At 61.0% G+C, this 16,928-nt stretch carries 14 protein-coding genes; 2 read left to right on the top strand and 12 right to left on the bottom strand.

Annotated features, from left to right (window positions below; genetic code table 11):
• Positions 1-135: 135 nt before the first annotated feature.
• From DRET_RS06290 to DRET_RS06235, 11 genes are all read right to left on the bottom strand, one after another.
• Positions 136-459 (bottom strand): hypothetical protein, encoded by a 324-nt coding sequence (locus DRET_RS06290; RefSeq protein ID WP_015751694.1) that lies wholly within the window; start codon positions 457-459, stop codon positions 136-138.
• Between the two features lie 784 nt (positions 460-1,243).
• Positions 1,244-1,705: a phosphohistidine phosphatase SixA gene (gene sixA, locus DRET_RS06280; protein WP_015751692.1), complete on the bottom strand. Its 462-nt coding sequence runs from the start codon at positions 1,703-1,705 to the stop codon at positions 1,244-1,246.
• 125 nt (positions 1,706-1,830) lie between these two features.
• Positions 1,831-5,292, bottom strand: coding sequence for an ATP-binding protein (locus DRET_RS06275; protein ID WP_015751691.1), 3,462 nt, complete (start codon positions 5,290-5,292; stop codon positions 1,831-1,833).
• Positions 5,289-6,575: a metallophosphoesterase family protein gene (locus DRET_RS06270; protein WP_167317792.1), complete on the bottom strand. Its 1,287-nt coding sequence runs from the start codon at positions 6,573-6,575 to the stop codon at positions 5,289-5,291. The genes DRET_RS06275 and DRET_RS06270 overlap by 4 nt, the downstream gene beginning before the upstream one ends.
• Before the next feature lie 188 nt (positions 6,576-6,763).
• On the bottom strand, positions 6,764-6,904 hold the full coding sequence (locus tag DRET_RS06265; RefSeq protein WP_015751689.1) for an entericidin A/B family lipoprotein: 141 nt from the start codon (positions 6,902-6,904) through the stop codon (positions 6,764-6,766).
• Positions 6,905-7,014: 110 nt separating this feature from the next.
• Positions 7,015-8,349, bottom strand: coding sequence for an ATP-binding protein (locus DRET_RS06260; RefSeq protein WP_015751688.1), 1,335 nt, complete (start codon positions 8,347-8,349; stop codon positions 7,015-7,017).
• A 96-nt stretch (positions 8,350-8,445) separates the two neighbouring features.
• Positions 8,446-10,449: a CocE/NonD family hydrolase gene (locus tag DRET_RS06255; RefSeq protein WP_015751687.1), complete on the bottom strand. Its 2,004-nt coding sequence runs from the start codon at positions 10,447-10,449 to the stop codon at positions 8,446-8,448.
• Between the two features lie 365 nt (positions 10,450-10,814).
• A complete protein-coding gene (locus tag DRET_RS06250; RefSeq protein ID WP_015751686.1) occupies positions 10,815-11,312 on the bottom strand; it encodes a PocR ligand-binding domain-containing protein in 498 nt (165 codons plus the stop codon).
• A 110-nt stretch (positions 11,313-11,422) separates the two neighbouring features.
• Positions 11,423-11,941 carry a NifB/NifX family molybdenum-iron cluster-binding protein gene (locus DRET_RS06245; protein WP_015751685.1) on the bottom strand — a complete coding sequence of 173 codons (519 nt, stop codon included), beginning with the start codon at positions 11,939-11,941 and terminating at the stop codon, positions 11,423-11,425.
• 223 nt (positions 11,942-12,164) lie between these two features.
• A complete protein-coding gene (locus DRET_RS06240; protein ID WP_015751684.1) occupies positions 12,165-12,671 on the bottom strand; it encodes a hypothetical protein in 507 nt (168 codons plus the stop codon).
• Between the two features lie 232 nt (positions 12,672-12,903).
• The gene (locus DRET_RS06235; RefSeq protein WP_015751683.1) at positions 12,904-14,394 is read right to left on the bottom strand and encodes a multiheme c-type cytochrome; all 1,491 of its coding nucleotides are present in this window, start codon (positions 14,392-14,394) and stop codon (positions 12,904-12,906) included.
• A gap of 353 nt (positions 14,395-14,747) precedes the next feature.
• On the opposite strand from DRET_RS06235, the gene tpx reads away from it, so the two are divergent.
• Positions 14,748-15,269 carry a thiol peroxidase gene (gene tpx / locus DRET_RS06230; protein ID WP_015751682.1) on the top strand — a complete coding sequence of 174 codons (522 nt, stop codon included), beginning with the start codon at positions 14,748-14,750 and terminating at the stop codon, positions 15,267-15,269.
• 453 nt (positions 15,270-15,722) lie between these two features.
• A complete protein-coding gene (locus DRET_RS06225) occupies positions 15,723-16,001 on the top strand; it encodes a hypothetical protein (RefSeq protein WP_015751681.1) in 279 nt (92 codons plus the stop codon).
• 74 nt (positions 16,002-16,075) lie between these two features.
• Here the strand turns inward: DRET_RS06225 and DRET_RS06220 are convergent, their stop codons facing one another.
• Positions 16,076-16,861 (bottom strand): dienelactone hydrolase family protein, encoded by a 786-nt coding sequence (locus DRET_RS06220; protein WP_015751680.1) that lies wholly within the window; start codon positions 16,859-16,861, stop codon positions 16,076-16,078.
• Positions 16,862-16,928: the final 67 nt, after the last annotated feature.

The raw sequence follows: 16,928 nt of genomic DNA, 5'->3' as shown, positions 1-16,928 counted from the left end.
GCCCTGGCGCTGCGGGGGGACGCGGGGGTAAACGGTACAGAAGAACATTACAATTTACTCGGCTTGCGTCACAATGGCAAGTATTTTCCCCTGCCACGGGTGAGCGGCCCAAAAGGCCCAGGCAAATGGTTCAGGTTACGCGCCAGGGGGATGGAGCAGCATATCCGCCAACAGGGCGAGTTTGGCCGCCACGCCCAGCCCGCCGAGAACAACGAAGATGCGGGCCAGTTTGGCCCAGAGCGGCCGTCCCTGATACCGCTTCGCGGCGTTCCAGACAGCTATCAGCGCCAGCACGGCATAGACGGTGATCGCGGTATTGAATCCAATCAGGATCCTGAAGGAGGAAATCTGGCTATTGAGAAATGAAAACAGGGCGTTGGCCAAAACCCAACATCCCCAGAAAGTGACCGGTAATCCCAGACTGCCCTGGAGAAACCGGCTCAAAGGATTGTAGGACATTATGCCTCCCGAGGTGGACATAGAGGATGAGAAACACGGGTGTTGGTGGTAGTCGAATTTTTTTTGGCAGACAAGGCGGGGAATTGGGACAACATATGGCTATGAACGAGATTTTTTTTACACCCCGTCTTGACCCTCTTGCAGTTTTTGCCTACAAGGCTTAGCAAATTATAATAATTTAATTTTATTATTTTTTATAGACCTGCCCGTGCAGGGCCGCTGGCGTTGCAGGGCACACTTGACCACTTGGTTGTTCAACGCAAGGGGGAAGTATGATCGAATACCGGCGCAAAGCGCATTCGGATGTCTGGCACTGGTGTACGAATTGTTCCAATTGGCCTGTCGAGGATTACGAAACCCGCCTTTCCCCCCCGCCTCAAGCCAAGTTATGCGCCCAATGCGCCTTCAAACGGGTCAAAAGGACCTGTGTTTCCTGCGAACTCAGTCCAGGGACTGCCGCGGAATTCCGGCCCTTCTCTCCGCCACGGGCGCCGGTTTCTGATTTGTCGTGGCAAATCTTGAGCAAAGCCGCCGGCTGTTCTCCCGAACATGCGAAAAAGCAGTTCAGCCCGTACCTGCCCTCCCGGGAAGCCTCCTTTTCATGGTCCGAATCCTGAAAACGTTCTGAGACAAGCTGGCGTGCGAACTGGCATCCCCAATCCAGCATCGGCGACATGGTGCGTGGTCCCGGTTCTCGAATTGGAGACATGTCCTGGATGGTGCTTTGCGTCGCGAAGGAAATCGTTGCGCGCGCACTGTCCGTCACTGGGCTGAAAGCCCAGGCTCAACGCACGTGCGGCATAAGGGTCCAGACAATCCCCCACTGGCCATTTTCCTCGTCCAGGTCCAGGCAGACAATGCCCGCGTTTTGGAACCGGAACAGGGTCGGCGCGGTCTTGCCAAGGATGAGATAGGTCGTCAGCCGGTCGAGAAACGGCAAATGGCCGACGAGCATGAGGTTGGGCCGGGAGCGCACTTCCTGGGCCAGTGGGGCTACATCGTCCAGGGGCCCGATATCTCCGCGCTGGGCCATGCCCTCGGGAGGGTGCAGCCATTGGTTCAACCGGCTCGCGGTCTCGCGCGCCCTGGTTTTCGAACTGTGCTCGATGCGCTGGACACAGACCCCTTTGTCCGCGGCCAGTTGGGCGATGGTTTCCACTTCGCCGAGCCCCTCCTCGGACAAGGGCTGGCTGGAATCGATCTCTTTGGAAAGCTGACGGCCGTGCTGAACGAGATAGAGATGCATAGCGACTCCTCTGGTTTGGCAGAAAACAGCAACAACGCGTCCCGGGTCCAAAAAGCACAGGACAGGCAAAGGGGTCAAGGCGTCGTCGGCTCGTCCGGTTGTCTGGTTTTTTCCTGCTCCGGACTTCAGTCTTCCCCGGCGAAGCCTTGTCCCCCGGTTCGCTTCAAGACCGTCTCAATATCCGCAACTGTCAGACACCCCTGTTCCAGATCCTCGGCCGTTGCAATCATGACCTGCTCCCGGAGGTCCGCGGCATCCAAGGGGAGACGCTGGTCCAGGAAGCCGTGGGCCTCGAAGTAGTCGCGCATGGCCAGACGGGTTTCCTTGCGAAATCGTTTGACCCGGCCCTGTTCCAGGGCAGCCAGGAGCGCAGCGGCATTCCCGTCGACTTCGTCCAGGATGGCACTGACCTCGCCGAGAAAGGTATTCTTGACCCCGGCCGCTTCGAGGGTCTCTTGTCCCACCGGCCGTCCCCGGCCGATACGCCACCCCCGCAAGGCGGCTTCGTAGGCCCGTGCCAGAGCCCGTGCCCGGCGGATTTCCGGAGCGTCCGGCGACACGAGCCGTAAGGCCCTTGTCTCGAGCAACTGTTGCAGACTGCCCCACCGCGTGACGCCCATCTCAAGTATCCGCTGCACGAGTGGTGGATCGTCCAGCACATACCAGATGTGCAGGGATTCCGCACTATCCCGGCGGGGATCGATACCGGCGACATCCAGGCGCTCTCCGTATGCGGCATGGTCCAGATCGCCGGCGGGCGGAACGTGGCGGCGGCGGGAAGGTGCCGCAGATAGTCGCGGTTTGCAGCGCTTTTCCGCCTCCTGGCCGGCGGTGTCGAGATCGATATGGGCCCAGCTGATTCCGGCCTTTTCGGCCAGTGTCTGCCATTTCTGGATTTCTTCGTCCTGGGCGGTGAAATACAATATTTGCCGGTCGCTGCCCCCGATCTCCAGAAGGGAGCGGATGACCGATTCGGCCCGCAGGGCGTCGGTATTGGCCAGGGTTTCATCCAATACCAAGGGCAATCGGGCGTGGTTTTCCTGGGTCTGGACAAAGCCGAGGCGGACCGCCAGCAGGAGTTGGATTCGGGTCGCTGCCGAAAGCTGGTCGAGTTCCAGTTCTTGACCGCTGGCGCTCTGGCGGGCCCGAAAGGCGGGCGTCTGAGGGTCGAACGCCAATTGGAAGGCTCCATTGGTCATTTGGACAAACAGGGTGTTCGCCTGGCCCATGACCCCGGGCACCTGTTCGTCTCGGCAGTGGCGCTGGAGGTGCTCGCAGAGCAGGTACCCTGCGGTGGTCGCAGCCGCTTCGTCCCGTTCTTGAAGGAGTTGGTCTTTGGCAGTCAAGACCCGCTGTTGGGCCTCTTCCATGTCTCGGCTGGTCCGGGCTCGGGCAATACGGTCCTCCAGGACGGCGATCGCATTGGCCGTTTCGGTACGTTGCCGCTCAGCGGCCAAGGCCTGCTCCTGGAAGCGTTGCAGGGAGTCGTCATCGAAGGTCCAGACCGTGTCCGGAAGCATGGCGACGTCGCTCTCCAGAGCGGTCTGGATGGCGTGAAGTTTCTGAGAAAGCTCCAGATAGGACTCCCGCTGTTGGACACAATGCAGCAGCCCCTGTTCGTCACCGGCCTCCAGGGCGCGATCAGTGAACAGGGCCGCATATTCCTTTTGGATTTCCGCCAATCGCTGGCGCGAGAGATCCAGTGTTTCCTGCGCGTGTTCCAGGGCGGTCGACGCGTCTTGCCACTGTGTTTGGCGTTGCTGAAGGACCTTCAGCGCCGCTTTGGCTTCCGGCAGCGTGTCGGGCGGCGCAATAAAGACCGCTAAACGGCCTTGCACCGCCTTCAGGGTTCGCTCGCACCGCTCAGCGGCGTCATCCACCTCTCCCTGCGCTTGTCCGACAGCGAGATCGGCATCGGACCAGGCCCGCAATTCCCAGGCGAGATGCCGCAGAAAGGAAACGGATTCCGATGGTTGCAATCCGTGGTGGCAGGTCCAAGTCCGGACCCGGTCCTGAAAGGCGGCCCATTGGGCCTCGCATTCCTGAAGCCGGTGCTGGAGGTCCCTCCACCGCTCCAAGCGGCGGCGTCTGGCCACGGCCCGCTCCCGTTGTTCCCCGAGGCGGCGGAGGTGCTCAAAAACTTCAGCCAAAGTCCAGGCCGCGGGGGCGCTCGCGGTATTTCGATCCAGCACTGCCTTTGCCCGAGCCCGGTTCCGGGCCGCAATCTGCCGCTGACGAACACACCACCCCCCGATTCCCAGGCCCAGCGCAGCCAGCACGCTGGCAACCACTCCCCTTCCGTCCGGGACAGGCAGCACTATGGTGGCCGCTAGCGCCCCTGCGCCGACCATGAATCCTGCCGAGGCCAGCCACAGGACCGTGCCACCGTTTGCCGCCGGGGCTGCTTCCAACCATTGCCACAATGCCTTCACCGCATCGTCCAATTGCTCTGAAGTGGGGGCCCAAGCGTCGTCGTCATGGCTTTCCATCCAGGATTGGATGGCTCGCAGCCCCGAGATCCGTCCTTCGAGCTCTTGCCCCTCGCTCACGAGCCGGGTCAATTCGTGCACAGCCGCGACATCAGGAGCCGGGCCGGGGTCGTCCGCAACGGTGCCGAGATGTCTGGCGACCGCGTCACGTTCGGCTCGGGCCCGGGCCAGGGAGGTTTGGGCCGCCTGCAGCGCTTGTTCCGCCTCCTCCAATGTCTCGACTTCAGCCTTAGCGGTCTCGAGGAGTCCCTGGGCGACGCCCTCGCTGCCCAGGCCTGTCCCGGCCATGGTTTGCAGGGCCCGGCGCTTTTTGTCGTTTGCCGCGGCACAACGTTCTTTTTCCTGTTGTAAAGCGGTTCGCAACCGGTCGAGTTCGGCGGCTTCGTTTCCAGTGCACTTGGCAACGGCGTCGGGATAGGCCGCCAATTCCCGGGCCAAACGGTCCCGCTCGCGTTGACGCTGGCGGGCGGCCAGTCCGCGCTGCCATTGCCAGGCACTCCGGGCCTGTTCGTCCTGCTGATCGAGTTGGGCCCGCAATTCGGGCAAGCGGTCTTCTTCGCGTTTGAGATCGGCCAAGGTGGTTCGCAGGGTCTGGACCTCCCGCTGCGCCCGTTGCAGGGCCTCGCTGGAGTGGTTGCGCCGCGGCCGCACGAATTTATATCCCAATGCTGCTTTGGCGGACTGGATATCAAAGCCCCCGGAGCATTCCCGCTGAACGATTCTGGCCAATTCCGCATCATCGGCAGTCAGGAGGTCGCGCAGGTCCAGGAAATAGCGGTCCATGACCGTTTCCGGCGCGAAATACGGGGGAGCGCAGTCACGGCCGTTACACTGGGTCTGGAGTCTGCCCCCGCGCAGCCGCACCCGCCACTCTTGCTCGCTATTGGCCCAGTGGGCCAGCAACGTGGCTTGCGAGGCCAGCGCGGACTTGGGCCAGAGAGCAGCGGCAATGGCCCTGGCCGTGACGGTCTTGCCAGAGGCGTTGGAGCCGGAGACAAGTGTCAACTCCGCTCCAAGATGGGGGGAGAGGTCGAGTGGCCCGGTGAGCCCGGGGAAATCCTGGATCGACAGACGGGTCAGGCGTAAACGGGAACTCATGTTGAAGAGACCTTCTGGTCCAAAAGGGTTTCCAGCAGCCGGCGGCCCTCATGGAGCAGGTGATCCCGGCAGAAGATTTCGGACGGGGACTCGGCGTCCAGACCGGCGTAGGCCGGAGCGCTTAGGACGCCTGCGAGTTCAGTGCGACAGGACCCCAGGAGGTCGCGGGTCTCTCGGGAGATCTCGCCGGTTTCGAGCTCAAGGAGGATGCGGGCCAGATGCCCGACCGGATCATGGGCGCGGGCGAGTTCCTCCAGGTCCCGGTCCGGGACAATCTGCGACAAAACCCGGCCGACGCTGGCGCTTCGTGCGGCGACGTGGACTTCCAGATCTGACGCCGCAGCCTGGACGGTGTGCTGGATCTCGCGCTGTATATTGCTGCGGCCAACCAGATTCACCCGGCAGACGAGGTGTTCAAGGACCCCGCCGCTGTCTTCAGCGCAGGCGGTCTCCAGGGCCTCGCGCACGCAGCGCACCAACTGCTCCCGGCTTTGATCCGCGGACAAGCCGGTGATGTCACAATCGATATATTCGTAGCGTATTGTGGAAAGCGGACACTGGCTGGCTTCTGGCGGCGCCGCAGAGGGCCAGCGGACGAGCCACGGTCCGTGGACGCCAACCGCCCCGGGATCCAGGGCCTGAGGCGAGCCGGGGACCAGAATTCCAGCGGCGCTGCCGGTCTGCGGCTGCCAGCCAGGCGTGTGGTAATGCCCGGCAACCCAGAAATCCACCTCGGCCGCCTCAAGGCGGGCTGTGGGCAAGGGGGCACTTCGGCTGCTGGATTGGCCGACTTCCCCGTGGACAATGCCGACCCGGCGGGTGGTTCCTGGCAAGGATGGCGGCAGATCCGGCACGGGACAGGTTTCCACGAAACGGTCCGGAAAGGACCACCCGACCACCTCCAGGACCTGGTGCCCAAACTGGTATTGGCGTTGCGTCCACCGGCCCTCGCGGCCGAGCAGGTCAAACGTGAGCCCGGAAAAGGTCTCGGCCAGGGAGGGCAGCGTCTGGTGATCGTGATTTCCGGCGATGGCCAGGACGGGAATATTGGCCGAAGTCAACCGGGACAGACCGCTGTGCAGCGGGCCATGGGCTTCGAAAAATCGATTGGCCTGGTCGACGAGATCGCCGGCAACAATGACCAGATCAACGGCCTGCTCCAGGGCGACTCCTACAACACGATCCCAGGCTGCCACTGCAGAATGGTCACCGGGCACCGAACTGCCGCTTGGCAGTGACGAGCGGCGACCCAGATGGAGATCGCTGGTACATATAAATCGCATGGTGGTGTCCGGGGGTGAGGTTTCAGGGCTGCTCTGCGTAACCAGGGGAGCCCGCAAGCCGGCACGGATACAGTGCCACATGGCGCTCGACCCAGAAACACGCGCCACGTAGCGGCTTTGGGGGCAAAGGAAACGGCTGGAGTCGCCCCCAGCCGTCCGCATTCCCACCGGTGTGCATCGCCCGGAGTCTATTGGGCGACTTCCTCGATGGTTTCCCCCGCCTTCTTGATGTCCTTGCCGATGCCTTCGATCGTATTACAGCCGGTCAGGACAACGAGCCCTATCGCCAGGGCGCTGGCCAGGAGACGTACACGTTGGATACTGGTCATGGCAGAAAGCTCCTCAGGGGCAACGGCCCATTTTTTTGCGCTGCAAACGTATGTGCGATGGTCACAGCTTCGGAAGCGGGACCAGGGGCCTCGCGCCCCATTCTTCGGCTTCAGGGACAGGGTGAGGCCACCGCGATCTCCCGGTCATCCAGCCGGAAACGGTTCGGGCGGATGTCAAACGGGAGCAGGTCCAGGGCCTGTTCGTATTTGCGCAGCAATTCGGTTTCGCTCTGGGCCCCGATATACAGAGTCGCCAATTCATAGCTGTACATGTCCTGATTCTCAAGCTCTTCCAGGTGCTGTCCCTCACGGACATTGACCCGCAAGAGCGTGTCCGGCTGGAAGCGCAGCAGACGCTCGATATCCTCGGCGTGGGGCGTGCGGCAGACCCGGCCAGGAGTATGGCTGCGGAGCATGAAATTGGCAGCGATCCTATACCGGCCCTTCTCTTGCTCAATGGCCCGAGGGGGGTGGCCCAGGGCCACATCGAGCATGACTGAATGGTGGGAGATGCCGTGGACCTTTTCAAACAAATCGGCGTGGGACTGTGAGATGCGGGGATTGATCTCCAAGAGCCACAATGCCCCTGTGGTTTGATCGTAGAAGAATTCAATATTGAAAACCGCGTTGTCCAGGCCGGTCTGGACTATGACCCTGCGGGCGATGTCCTCCATGCGTGAGACAATTTCTGGCGGCAGTGAGGACGGATACTGATAGCGGGCAAATGTCGAGCGGTCCGGTTCGCGGATGGAATCGATGACTCCGTAAATGACCATTTCCCCCTGGAAGACGTACCCTTCCAGCGTGCATTGGGCGCCGATTCCGATACTGGTCTCAGCCAGGAACGTTTCCGGCATGTCGGCGAATTCACACGGTGGATTGCACATCCCCATCAGGACTTTGAACGGCTCGCTCAGGAAATCGCCCTTGTCGTGGCAAACGCGGCGTATTGTTTCGAATTGGTGCGTGTCGACAATTTCAAAGGCCAAAAAGGAACGAAACGACTTGATCGGCTTGATCCAAAACGGGGGCATGAAGCCGATATCCTCAAAGGCACCGGGATCGGCGGGATCGAAGGCCTTGAATTGCGGAATGTGCTCCGGCACGCACTGCTTTTGGATCAGGCGGCTCCAATATTTGTTCTCGCATTTGAGCACCGCCTCCAGACTCGGTCCCGGAATCGAAAATCGGGTAGCCAGGATCGCAGCCAGGATGGTCGCTGGGAAATCGTAATAACTGACAACGGCGTGCAGCGGCCCGGCAAAGCGTTCCATCCGCGAGGTCGCTTTGTGGATCAACGCCTGGATGTCCCAAACATCCACATGGCGGATGTCATCAATATCCAGGGCGGGATGGAAAACGCTCGAAGCGGCCTGGGGCAACCGCTCCAAAAAGGCTTTGTTAAACGGGTCGTGACCGACGACAAATACATGGTTTGAAGTCATCTTGCCCTCCCTTGGGCGATTTGCCGTCGCAGATGTTTGCCAGAATCCCGGCAAATCGTGCCCTACAGCTGGACCAGTCGCGAGCTGTGTCCGAAGTTAAACAAGGACCCGAGGGACTGATTCGTCCCAGGTTTTGCTGAAGAGCCGCACATCTCCTTCATACGCATCCAGCGTAGCCCGGAGGATAAAATGGGTCCGTGTGGAGGTCAGAATCGTCCGGGTGACGCTGTGAACATGCCAATTACGGCGCTGGAAGGTCCGGTGGTGGACTATCTCCCCGCGCACGGTATCGTAATTGTTGTTGCTGTAGGAGTAACACTCTTCTACCGAGCGGCCGAATTCCAGGTCCAGTTCGTCCAGCCGCACCGTGGCGTCATTATTGATGACATGGAGATCGACCCCGTTGGTGGCCAGGTTGTGGGTCACACGCCATTCCCGCTTGGCCGGGACAAGCAGGGTCTGCGGCACTCCTGGCGCTTCCCTGGGGCGCCCCAAATCCCGCAGGTGCGGACCCTCCCGTGGATCCCGGTTCCGTTGGGGCAGGAAGAGCCGGCATCCCTCGGTGGACAGGGTCAGCCGGGCCGGTTCCGGAGCGGGCCAGGCCAGCGGCCAATACGAACTTGACACGGCCAGCCGGATACGATGCCCACGAGGGAATCGCTGCCCGACCACATTCATCGGCACCCGGACCCGGTAGGTCCGCCCCGGTACAAGGGGCGCGGGGTGGTCATGCCCATTGCGATGGGTCAGGTTCAAGATACCGAAAGTCACCCGTGTGGCCCGGTCGTTAGGAGCCAGATCCGAAAGCCGAACCGCCACCAGCGCCACGGGTTTGTCCGCGCTGAGATCCAGTTCGACCTCGGGCGCTCCCAGTATTTCGATGTCCTGCTCCAGGACAGCGGTGTCGAAAACCAGAGCGCCGCCGTCCTCCTCCCGCTGGTCCCAGGGCAGATCAGTCTCTTCAGCATAGGAGCACCACTTGCCGGCAAACAGTCCCACACTCAGGGGGCTTTGGATGCTCATGGTCGTCGGCTCGGGCGGTTGCTGGTCTGCGGCCCGGACCAGCCCGCAATTCCCCAGCCGCCAGGAAGTCATCTCCACCGAGGGAGCAGGCCATCGCGTTTCAGCGACCCAGCGGCCCGGGCGGGAGGGGACCAGCGGATCTGCGGAATCCTGAATCCAGGCCCGCAGTACCGGTGGCTCGTCGTGTTGACCAGGTTCGCCCTTGAGCCACCGGTCCCACCACCGCAAACATTCCCCCAAAAAGTCGATGCGCGGTCCCAATCCGCCCATATGCGGATAGGAATGGCCCCACGGTCCCACGAGTCCGCGCCGCGGTACATGGAGATTTTCCAGAAGCCGAAAGACGGCGTTGGAGTAGCCGTCCGCCCAGCCGCTGACCGCCAGGACCGGGACCTTGATGGCCGTGTAATCTTCGCAGACCGAGGCGTGGCGCCAGAAGCGGTCCCGGTGTTGGTGTTCAAGCCAGGTCTTGAGCCACAAGCCACTGCCCTCTAGGCGTTCCAGCCACATTTGCCGCCAGTTTTCCCCCACCACCTCCGGGTCTGGTGGACAGGCGTTGAAACTGAACATGGTCGAGGCCCAGGAGAGGTTGTCGGTCAACAAACAGCCGCCCATGTAGTGCACGTCGTCGGCATAGCGGTCGTCCGAGGCGCAGACCGCGACCACCGCTCCGAGTTCCGGGGGTTGCAGGGCAGCGATCTGGAGTCCGTTGAACCCGCCCCAGGAAATGCCGAACATTCCGACTTTGCCGGAGCACCACGGCTGGTTGGCGATCCAGCGCAGGACCTCCAGTCCGTCATCGAGTTCCTGTTGCAGGTACTCATCGCGCAGGACCCCCTGTGAATCGCCGCTTCCGCGCAGGTCGACGCGGACCCCGGCGTAGCCGTTTCGGGCAAAAAAACCGTGGTTTCGGGCGTCGCGATCGGCCTTGTGGTCGCGTTTGCGGTACGGGATGTATTCCAAAACGGCTGGGACAGGGTGCTTGTGGGCCTTGGGCGGCAGCCAGATCTTGGCCGCCAATAGGCACCCGTCCGACATGGGGATCCAGGCGTGGTCGATCACAACCGGAGCGGACATGACCTCTCCTTCTTTTCCTGTGGGGTGGGGGAATTGGTCGGGGAGACGACGGGCTTGAGTATATCCCAAACCTGTCAGGGGGGAAAGAGAAAAGAGCGCCTCGGCCGAAGGCTTGCGGCCTGTTGCGAAGATCTCAATGGCAGAACGCCGCACCAGATCCCCTTTCGTATGCAGCGCAAATGCGCTGCTGAGGGGACTGCGACCTGGAACGTGTATTCCGGCGTCTCTGAAAGTGTGTGCATGAGTGTCGCGGCAACCCTGACAGTGCGGTGCTGAAGTCGGGATTGCCGCGACGAGGTCACCGGGCAAAGGCGCAAGCGAAATGGCGGGGCTGAGTGCCCCGCCACCATCCATTGCCCCGTATTTTAGTGCGGCGTCAGCTCGGCCAGTCGGGACTGCAGGACCTTGATGTAGTGGTCGATCTCGTTTTGGGTGATGGTCTGGACTTCGGCGGCCATAGCTTCGAGTTCTTCCTCGGGAGTCCCCAGGGACTTGGTCAATAAAAACGTCTCCACTTCCGAATCCGGCAAGCGGTGGCCGCAGCCGCCGATAGTACCGAGGAATTCCCCGTCTTGGACGATGGGCACCACAAATTTGACCAGTCCGGCATCGCATTCAGTGGTATATGGCGTGCCGCTTTCCCGGACCATGTTCGCGCAGTGCTGGTTGGCCACGGCGCAGACGGTCTCGATGCCGGCGGGAAAGGATTTGATATGCGGACACAGCCGGTTGGCAAAGGCGGTATACGAGGTAATGCGGGTCCCTTCGGCGTTGTAGACGCAGGCGTTCAGGCCCGATGTCTCGTGGAGTTCGCGTTCCAACGCTTCCCACTTTTCCACTGGAGCGATATCTTCAAGACGCATGGATGGTTCTCCTTGACGGGTTTGAGACTGGGAGACCGTCAGTTACGGCGGCGCGCCCCGCTGTTCATAATGCATGGATGCAGGTGGACTGTTCGAGGCGGTGACCTGGACTAGCGCCGCTGGCCACCGCCACCTCCCATACCGCGTCCCCCCTGTCCGGGACCGCGGCCACGACCACCCCCACCCATACCACGGCCGCCCTGTCCAGGGCCGCGCCCGCGGGCTCCTCCGCCCATACCGCGCCCGCCGCCGGCAGGCCCACCCCGTCCGGCTTCCTTGGAGCTGTCAGGGGAGCTTGCCTCGGAGGCAGGCGGTGCCGTGTGGGCCTGTTCCAGGGCCTCGGCTACGGTAGCCGCGGCGCAGGTCACAATCTGGATGCCGCTTTTGGCCAAGGCTTGTTCAGCCTTGGGACCGATAGAGCCGGTAATAAGGACGCTCACCCCGTGATCGGCCAGGAGTTGAGCGGTCTGGATGCCAGCGCCTTGGGAAAGGTTCTGTTGGGGGGTGTTGTCGAGATAGGTTGGCGTTGCCGCTGGGGAATCGAGCAGCACAAAACCGGGGGCGCGCCCGAACCGTGGTTCGAAGGCACTGTCAAGAGTGGCGCCTGAAGCGCTTATTGCGATCTTCATGGGACCTCCTTGTCTCTGGTGTGAGAGACAGTTGGACCCTGTGCTCCGGGTTCGCGTCATGCACGAACATATAAGGGCAATGTACGCCTCTGCATCCGGCTGTGCAAGGGGGAGCGCTGGAAAATTCGTCGGGATCGGAGGACGAGAGGAACTGCCCTGCTGCTGGTGGTTTGGGTCGAGTCGGGCTCCGTCGCTGGTTCAGGACGGAGCCCGGTCAACTGGGTCAAATACCACGCTCGTGGTTCGCGGGCACAATGCGGAAGACCCGTTTGGTGTGTTTGGTGGTGCAGCGATGGATGTCGGCCTTGACAGCCTCCCCCTTGGCCGGATCGTAGATCCTGTCACGGTGAAGGATAACCACGTGCGAGCCGCAGACCCAGCCATGTTCATCCGGATCCTCGAGAATGCGATGTGGGTCCGTCGGTGTATAATAACAGAGCAAAAAGAGATCGTCGTAGTCGACCAGTTCCGGCATATAGAATTCGAGACGCCGGACGTCCGCCGGACAATACGCCAATTTTTTACCGTGTTTCTTGAGTTCGTCGGACCAAGCCAGGGGATCCTGGGTGTTGACGACATCAATGTACGAGCGTTGCGGTTCGCCGGTCAGCATGGACAAACAGGCCGCCACACAATGCGGGCCGTATTGGAGTTTGGGGGATATGTCCAGATCACGGAAAAAAGCGTCATCGGAATGGGGCCATAAGGCTGTCGAATAATTAAATGACATACACATGTCTCCAGAAAGGTAGCGTGGTTTCCGGGAAGCCAGAAGCAATTGCTTCGCTTGGCAAATCGTTGGGGCGACCAGCCCCGATTTTGCAACGAAGCGCTTGGAGCAATATGTAGCCATTGCCCGGTCGACAGGCAAGGGGCGCAGACCATTAGAAAACGAATCCGCCCCTTGCCGCAAGGGGCAAGAAGAGCGGATTCAGGTTTTCGGCGTCGAACAGGGGGTGAGCTTATTGCTGCGGCAGGCGTGATTCGACCCAGTCGTGCATTTCGCGCAAACGCCTGTTCAACACGTAACGGCCGTCGGCAAAAACACCGTAATCACCGCCGCCGCCAATGGCCGAAGCAAAACGGATGTGGTTGCAATGGATGAGCCAGATATCGCTCCAGACGTTTTCAATATATTCGTCGAAAATGGAACTGTTCTGGGGCAGTCCCTCGGCCAGGTCATTCTCCCAGGCCTGAGCCAAAAGACCGGTGCCGGTTGCCGTGGCTTCGTTGGTGACCTCGATAGTGTTCTCGAAGCGCTGCCAATGGCCGTCGACCCAACTCTGAGTGTGGCAGGAGAGGCAGACGGCCTGGAGATTGCCCTTCCGCTTGTCCTGCTCTTCCGCGCTGATAAGAAAATCCGAGGCGGGGCTGCCGTCGAGATTGGTGGGCAACGGCAAGCCTGCGGCGTTCTTGATTTTGGAGGTCTGCGGGTCTTTGGGCTGGGGATGGGCGTAGGGCAGTCCGAAAATGCGCCAGGGCAGTCGTGGCGACAGGGCGTGGGTCCGTTCAGCTACTACAGTGCCGCCGGGCTTGGTCACCAGGCTGATATGGCAGGCGGCGCAGGTTGGGGCCCGGAAATCGGTCCCGGCTTCCCAGGGCACAGCGGAAAAATCCCAGTCGTTGTTTTCGGCTGAATAGATGGTGCCGTGTTTGCTGGCGGTGTAAACTTTGTACGCCGGAACGTCGGGGCCGACATGACATTCTTTGCAGGTGTACGGCTTGCGGGCTTCGGCCATGGAAAACCGGTGCCGGGTGTGGCAGACCGCACAGGAGCCCTTGCTCCCATCGAGGTTGATCCGGCCGGAGCCCTGGTTGGGCCAGCCGGCGATTTCAGGAAGCATGACAGGACCGTAGGCGGTATCTTTGCTTGCAAGACCGTCGAACCGGAGTTTCGTGCCGTGACAATACAGACAGGATTCGGCCTTGGTGGCGTTATTGGGGGCCTTGGCCGAGAGTTGTTTTTCGCCAGGCTGAAGCACTCCGTTGATACTCGTGCGCAAATCGGCGTAGACTGCATTGTCCACCAGGTTGCCATACGCATGGGCCATGATGTTCTGGCCGTATTGTTTGCGCTCTGTGGCGTGGCAGGTGGCGCAGTCCTCCGGGCTGACAACGACGTGGACCTGGTAGCCGAAATGGTCGAAGGTATCGGCGTGGGCATCAGGACGCAGGGTATGGCATTCGGCGCATCCGACCGAAGTGTCCTGCAATCCTGAAGGGATGTCGGTGCTGGAGATTTTGCTGGCCAGACCGGTTGTCTGCATGGCTTGGCCAGGAGTGATCCGGGCGTGCCGGCTTGCCCGCCATCCCTCGACCATGCCGGGGTGGAGGTCTTCATGACAGCCGAGACAGGACAGCGTTGCCTCGGACAGGGGAGGGGATTCAGCCCAGACCGGCATGGCCGCCAGCACGGCCCCGGCCACAAGAAGGGACAGGAGTCGACAAAACATAAAGTTCTCCTTTAAGTTTTTAGAGGCTGTCCGGCACCTCGCACCGGAGCGTTCTCGACCACAGGGCCCCGCTTCCATAAAAACCGCCGACTCTTTTTGTGCGGGACCCGCTTGCCTGAAATTTTGGAAACAGCATTGTATTCTTTCCTACCTGCCCTGTTTGTGAAAGGCAACTCCACTGCTGCGTTTCCTGCGATTGTCTCTGAGTTGGAAGCCAATTCTGAAATTGGCTTCAATCGGCCTTTGATCTCCATCGCAGAGAGAGGTATGGTTCTGGCTCAGACTGGGAAACTCCGTATGCGCCAGTGCAACGGGCTTTTCCCTTCATCCTGTTTATCCACGAGGAGGCGACTATGTCGGAACGCTCTGGTTTGATCACCATGAAAGGCAACCCGTTGACCTTGACGGGCACGCCGTTGACCGTCGGAGATACGGTGCCGGACGTCACCTTGCTCAATACCGGGCTCGAACCTGTCCGGTTGAGTGATTACAAGGACAAGGTTCTTATCCTGGCCAGTGTCCCGTCTCTGGACACCTCGGTCTGCTCCGAGGAAACCAAGCGGTTCAATGCCGAGGCCGCCCAACTCTCCCCGGAAATCAATGTGCTGACCATCAGTATGGATCTGCCTTTTGCCCAGAAACGGTGGGTGGATACCTACTTGGCCACGAACGTGACCACCTTGTCGGACCACAAGGATGCCACCTTCGGCACCAGTTTTGGGGTCTTGATCAAAGAGTTGCGTCTTCTGGCCCGCGCTGTGTTCGTCGTGGGCAAAGACGGCACCCTCGCCTACCAGCAACTGGTGGGTGAAGTGACCGATCCGCCGGACTACGACGCCGCGCTCGGTGCGGCCAGGCAACAGGTCAGCGCCTGACATTCCTCCCCCTTTCTGGATCGGGAGCTTCCCGGTCCAGAAAGGGGGCTTTCCACGAGTTCCGCGCCGCGCTCGGAGACCTGAGGCGCGTTTTTCGCGCTGCCACCATCCTTTTTGTGTTCCGCTTTTAGACCCGCCCGCCGTTTATCCTCTCTGCATCCCCTGTCCCGAATAGAGATCCACTGGCCGTGAGGTGGAGCACCGCCCCGCCAATCGCGTCGTGGGCCGGAATCCGGACGCGAACGCTCGTCGAAAAAGGCTTGACGGGCACGGCGCGCTTTGGTTCTTCCTGGAGGGCTGTCCTGGGTATGGTGCCCGGTGACGCCCGCTTGGCTCTGTGGCCCGCTGGTTTCCGGCATTCTCTTGGATGCGTATCAGGCTTTTGCACCTGGGGCGCTGGAGACCATTGCCCGGGCCTTCCGGCTGACACTTTCAACAGACAAGGAAGAGTTCATGAACAAGTACATCGCGTTGGGGTTGACCCTGCTGCTGACGCTGGTCCTGCTGGGCACTTTGGGGTGCGAGGATATGCAGCGCTCCGTGAAGTCGTTCAAGGCCAACACCGTGGGTATCGAACGCAAAGTGGTCTGGACTGGCTTCGACGGCTCCCGCAAAGTCTGGGAAGGCCGGTTCAAGATCGAGTCCTCCAAAAATGGCAATGTCGTCTATTTCATCGATGATAACGGCAAGACGGTCATTCTCGGACCGGGGTATTATTCGGTGGAACAATAAGCGCAGGACGAGCGTGGAAGCGGTCTTCGCCTCTCCGGCCGTGGCCGAGAACTTTGGGCTCCGGCCGGAGGGGGTCACCGTTGAGTCCCGTTTCCCAGCCTGGCCTCCAGAAAACGCAGACATTCCTGCCAGGAATCGAGATCGGCCGTGGCCGCGTAACGGTCCCCTGACCATTCGGTAAAAGCGTGGCCGGTGCCGCTGTAGAGCTTGATGCGAAACGTGGCATCTACGGTATCCAGATCCCGGGTCAGGCTGAGGACATCCTCCATCGGAGCGACCGCGTCCTCGGTCCCGTGCAAAATAAGCAGCGGCCCTTTGAGTTCGGCGTAATGCTGTCCTTCCGGGGTTGTCAGCCCGCCGTGAAAACAGATCCCTCCCTGAAGATCCGCGCCCGCTCGGGCGAGTTCCAGCACTGCCGCACCGCCAAAACAATACCCTAGGACTACGACCCGGCCGGGATCCACTCCCTCCAGGCCGTCCAGGGCTGCAAGGCTGCCGAACAACCGTTTTCGAAACTCTTCACGGTCCTTGTAGAGTGCACCGCTGCGGGTCCGCTTGGCCTCGAGGGTATGGGGCCGGACGCCTTTTCCGTAGAGATCAACAGCAAAAGCGGCGTATCCGGCCCGGGCCAGCATGCGGGCTCGGGTTTGCTCATATTCCCCCAGCCCGTCCCAATCGTGGATGAGGACGACCACAGGCTGCATGTTGCCCAGTTGGGTGTTGCGGGCAAAAAAGCCCTCATAGCGGGTCCCATCCACGGTATAGTGTTCGGTGGTGGTCACAATATCGGTCCACCCGGTGGTCACAGCGGGACCGAGCAGACAGCCCAGACATAATGCCAGCAAAAGTATGCGGATCATGGCAGACCTCCTTGTCAGACAATCCGGCGCCTGTCGCAGAGACAGGTCCCATTGTCTCGAACCCTAT

The organism is Desulfohalobium retbaense DSM 5692, assembly GCF_000024325.1.
Taxonomy (GTDB): Bacteria; Desulfobacterota; Desulfovibrionia; order Desulfovibrionales; family Desulfohalobiaceae; genus Desulfohalobium; species Desulfohalobium retbaense.
Note: the sequence above shows the minus strand (reverse complement) of the source record. Positions and strands in the feature narration are given on the sequence as shown.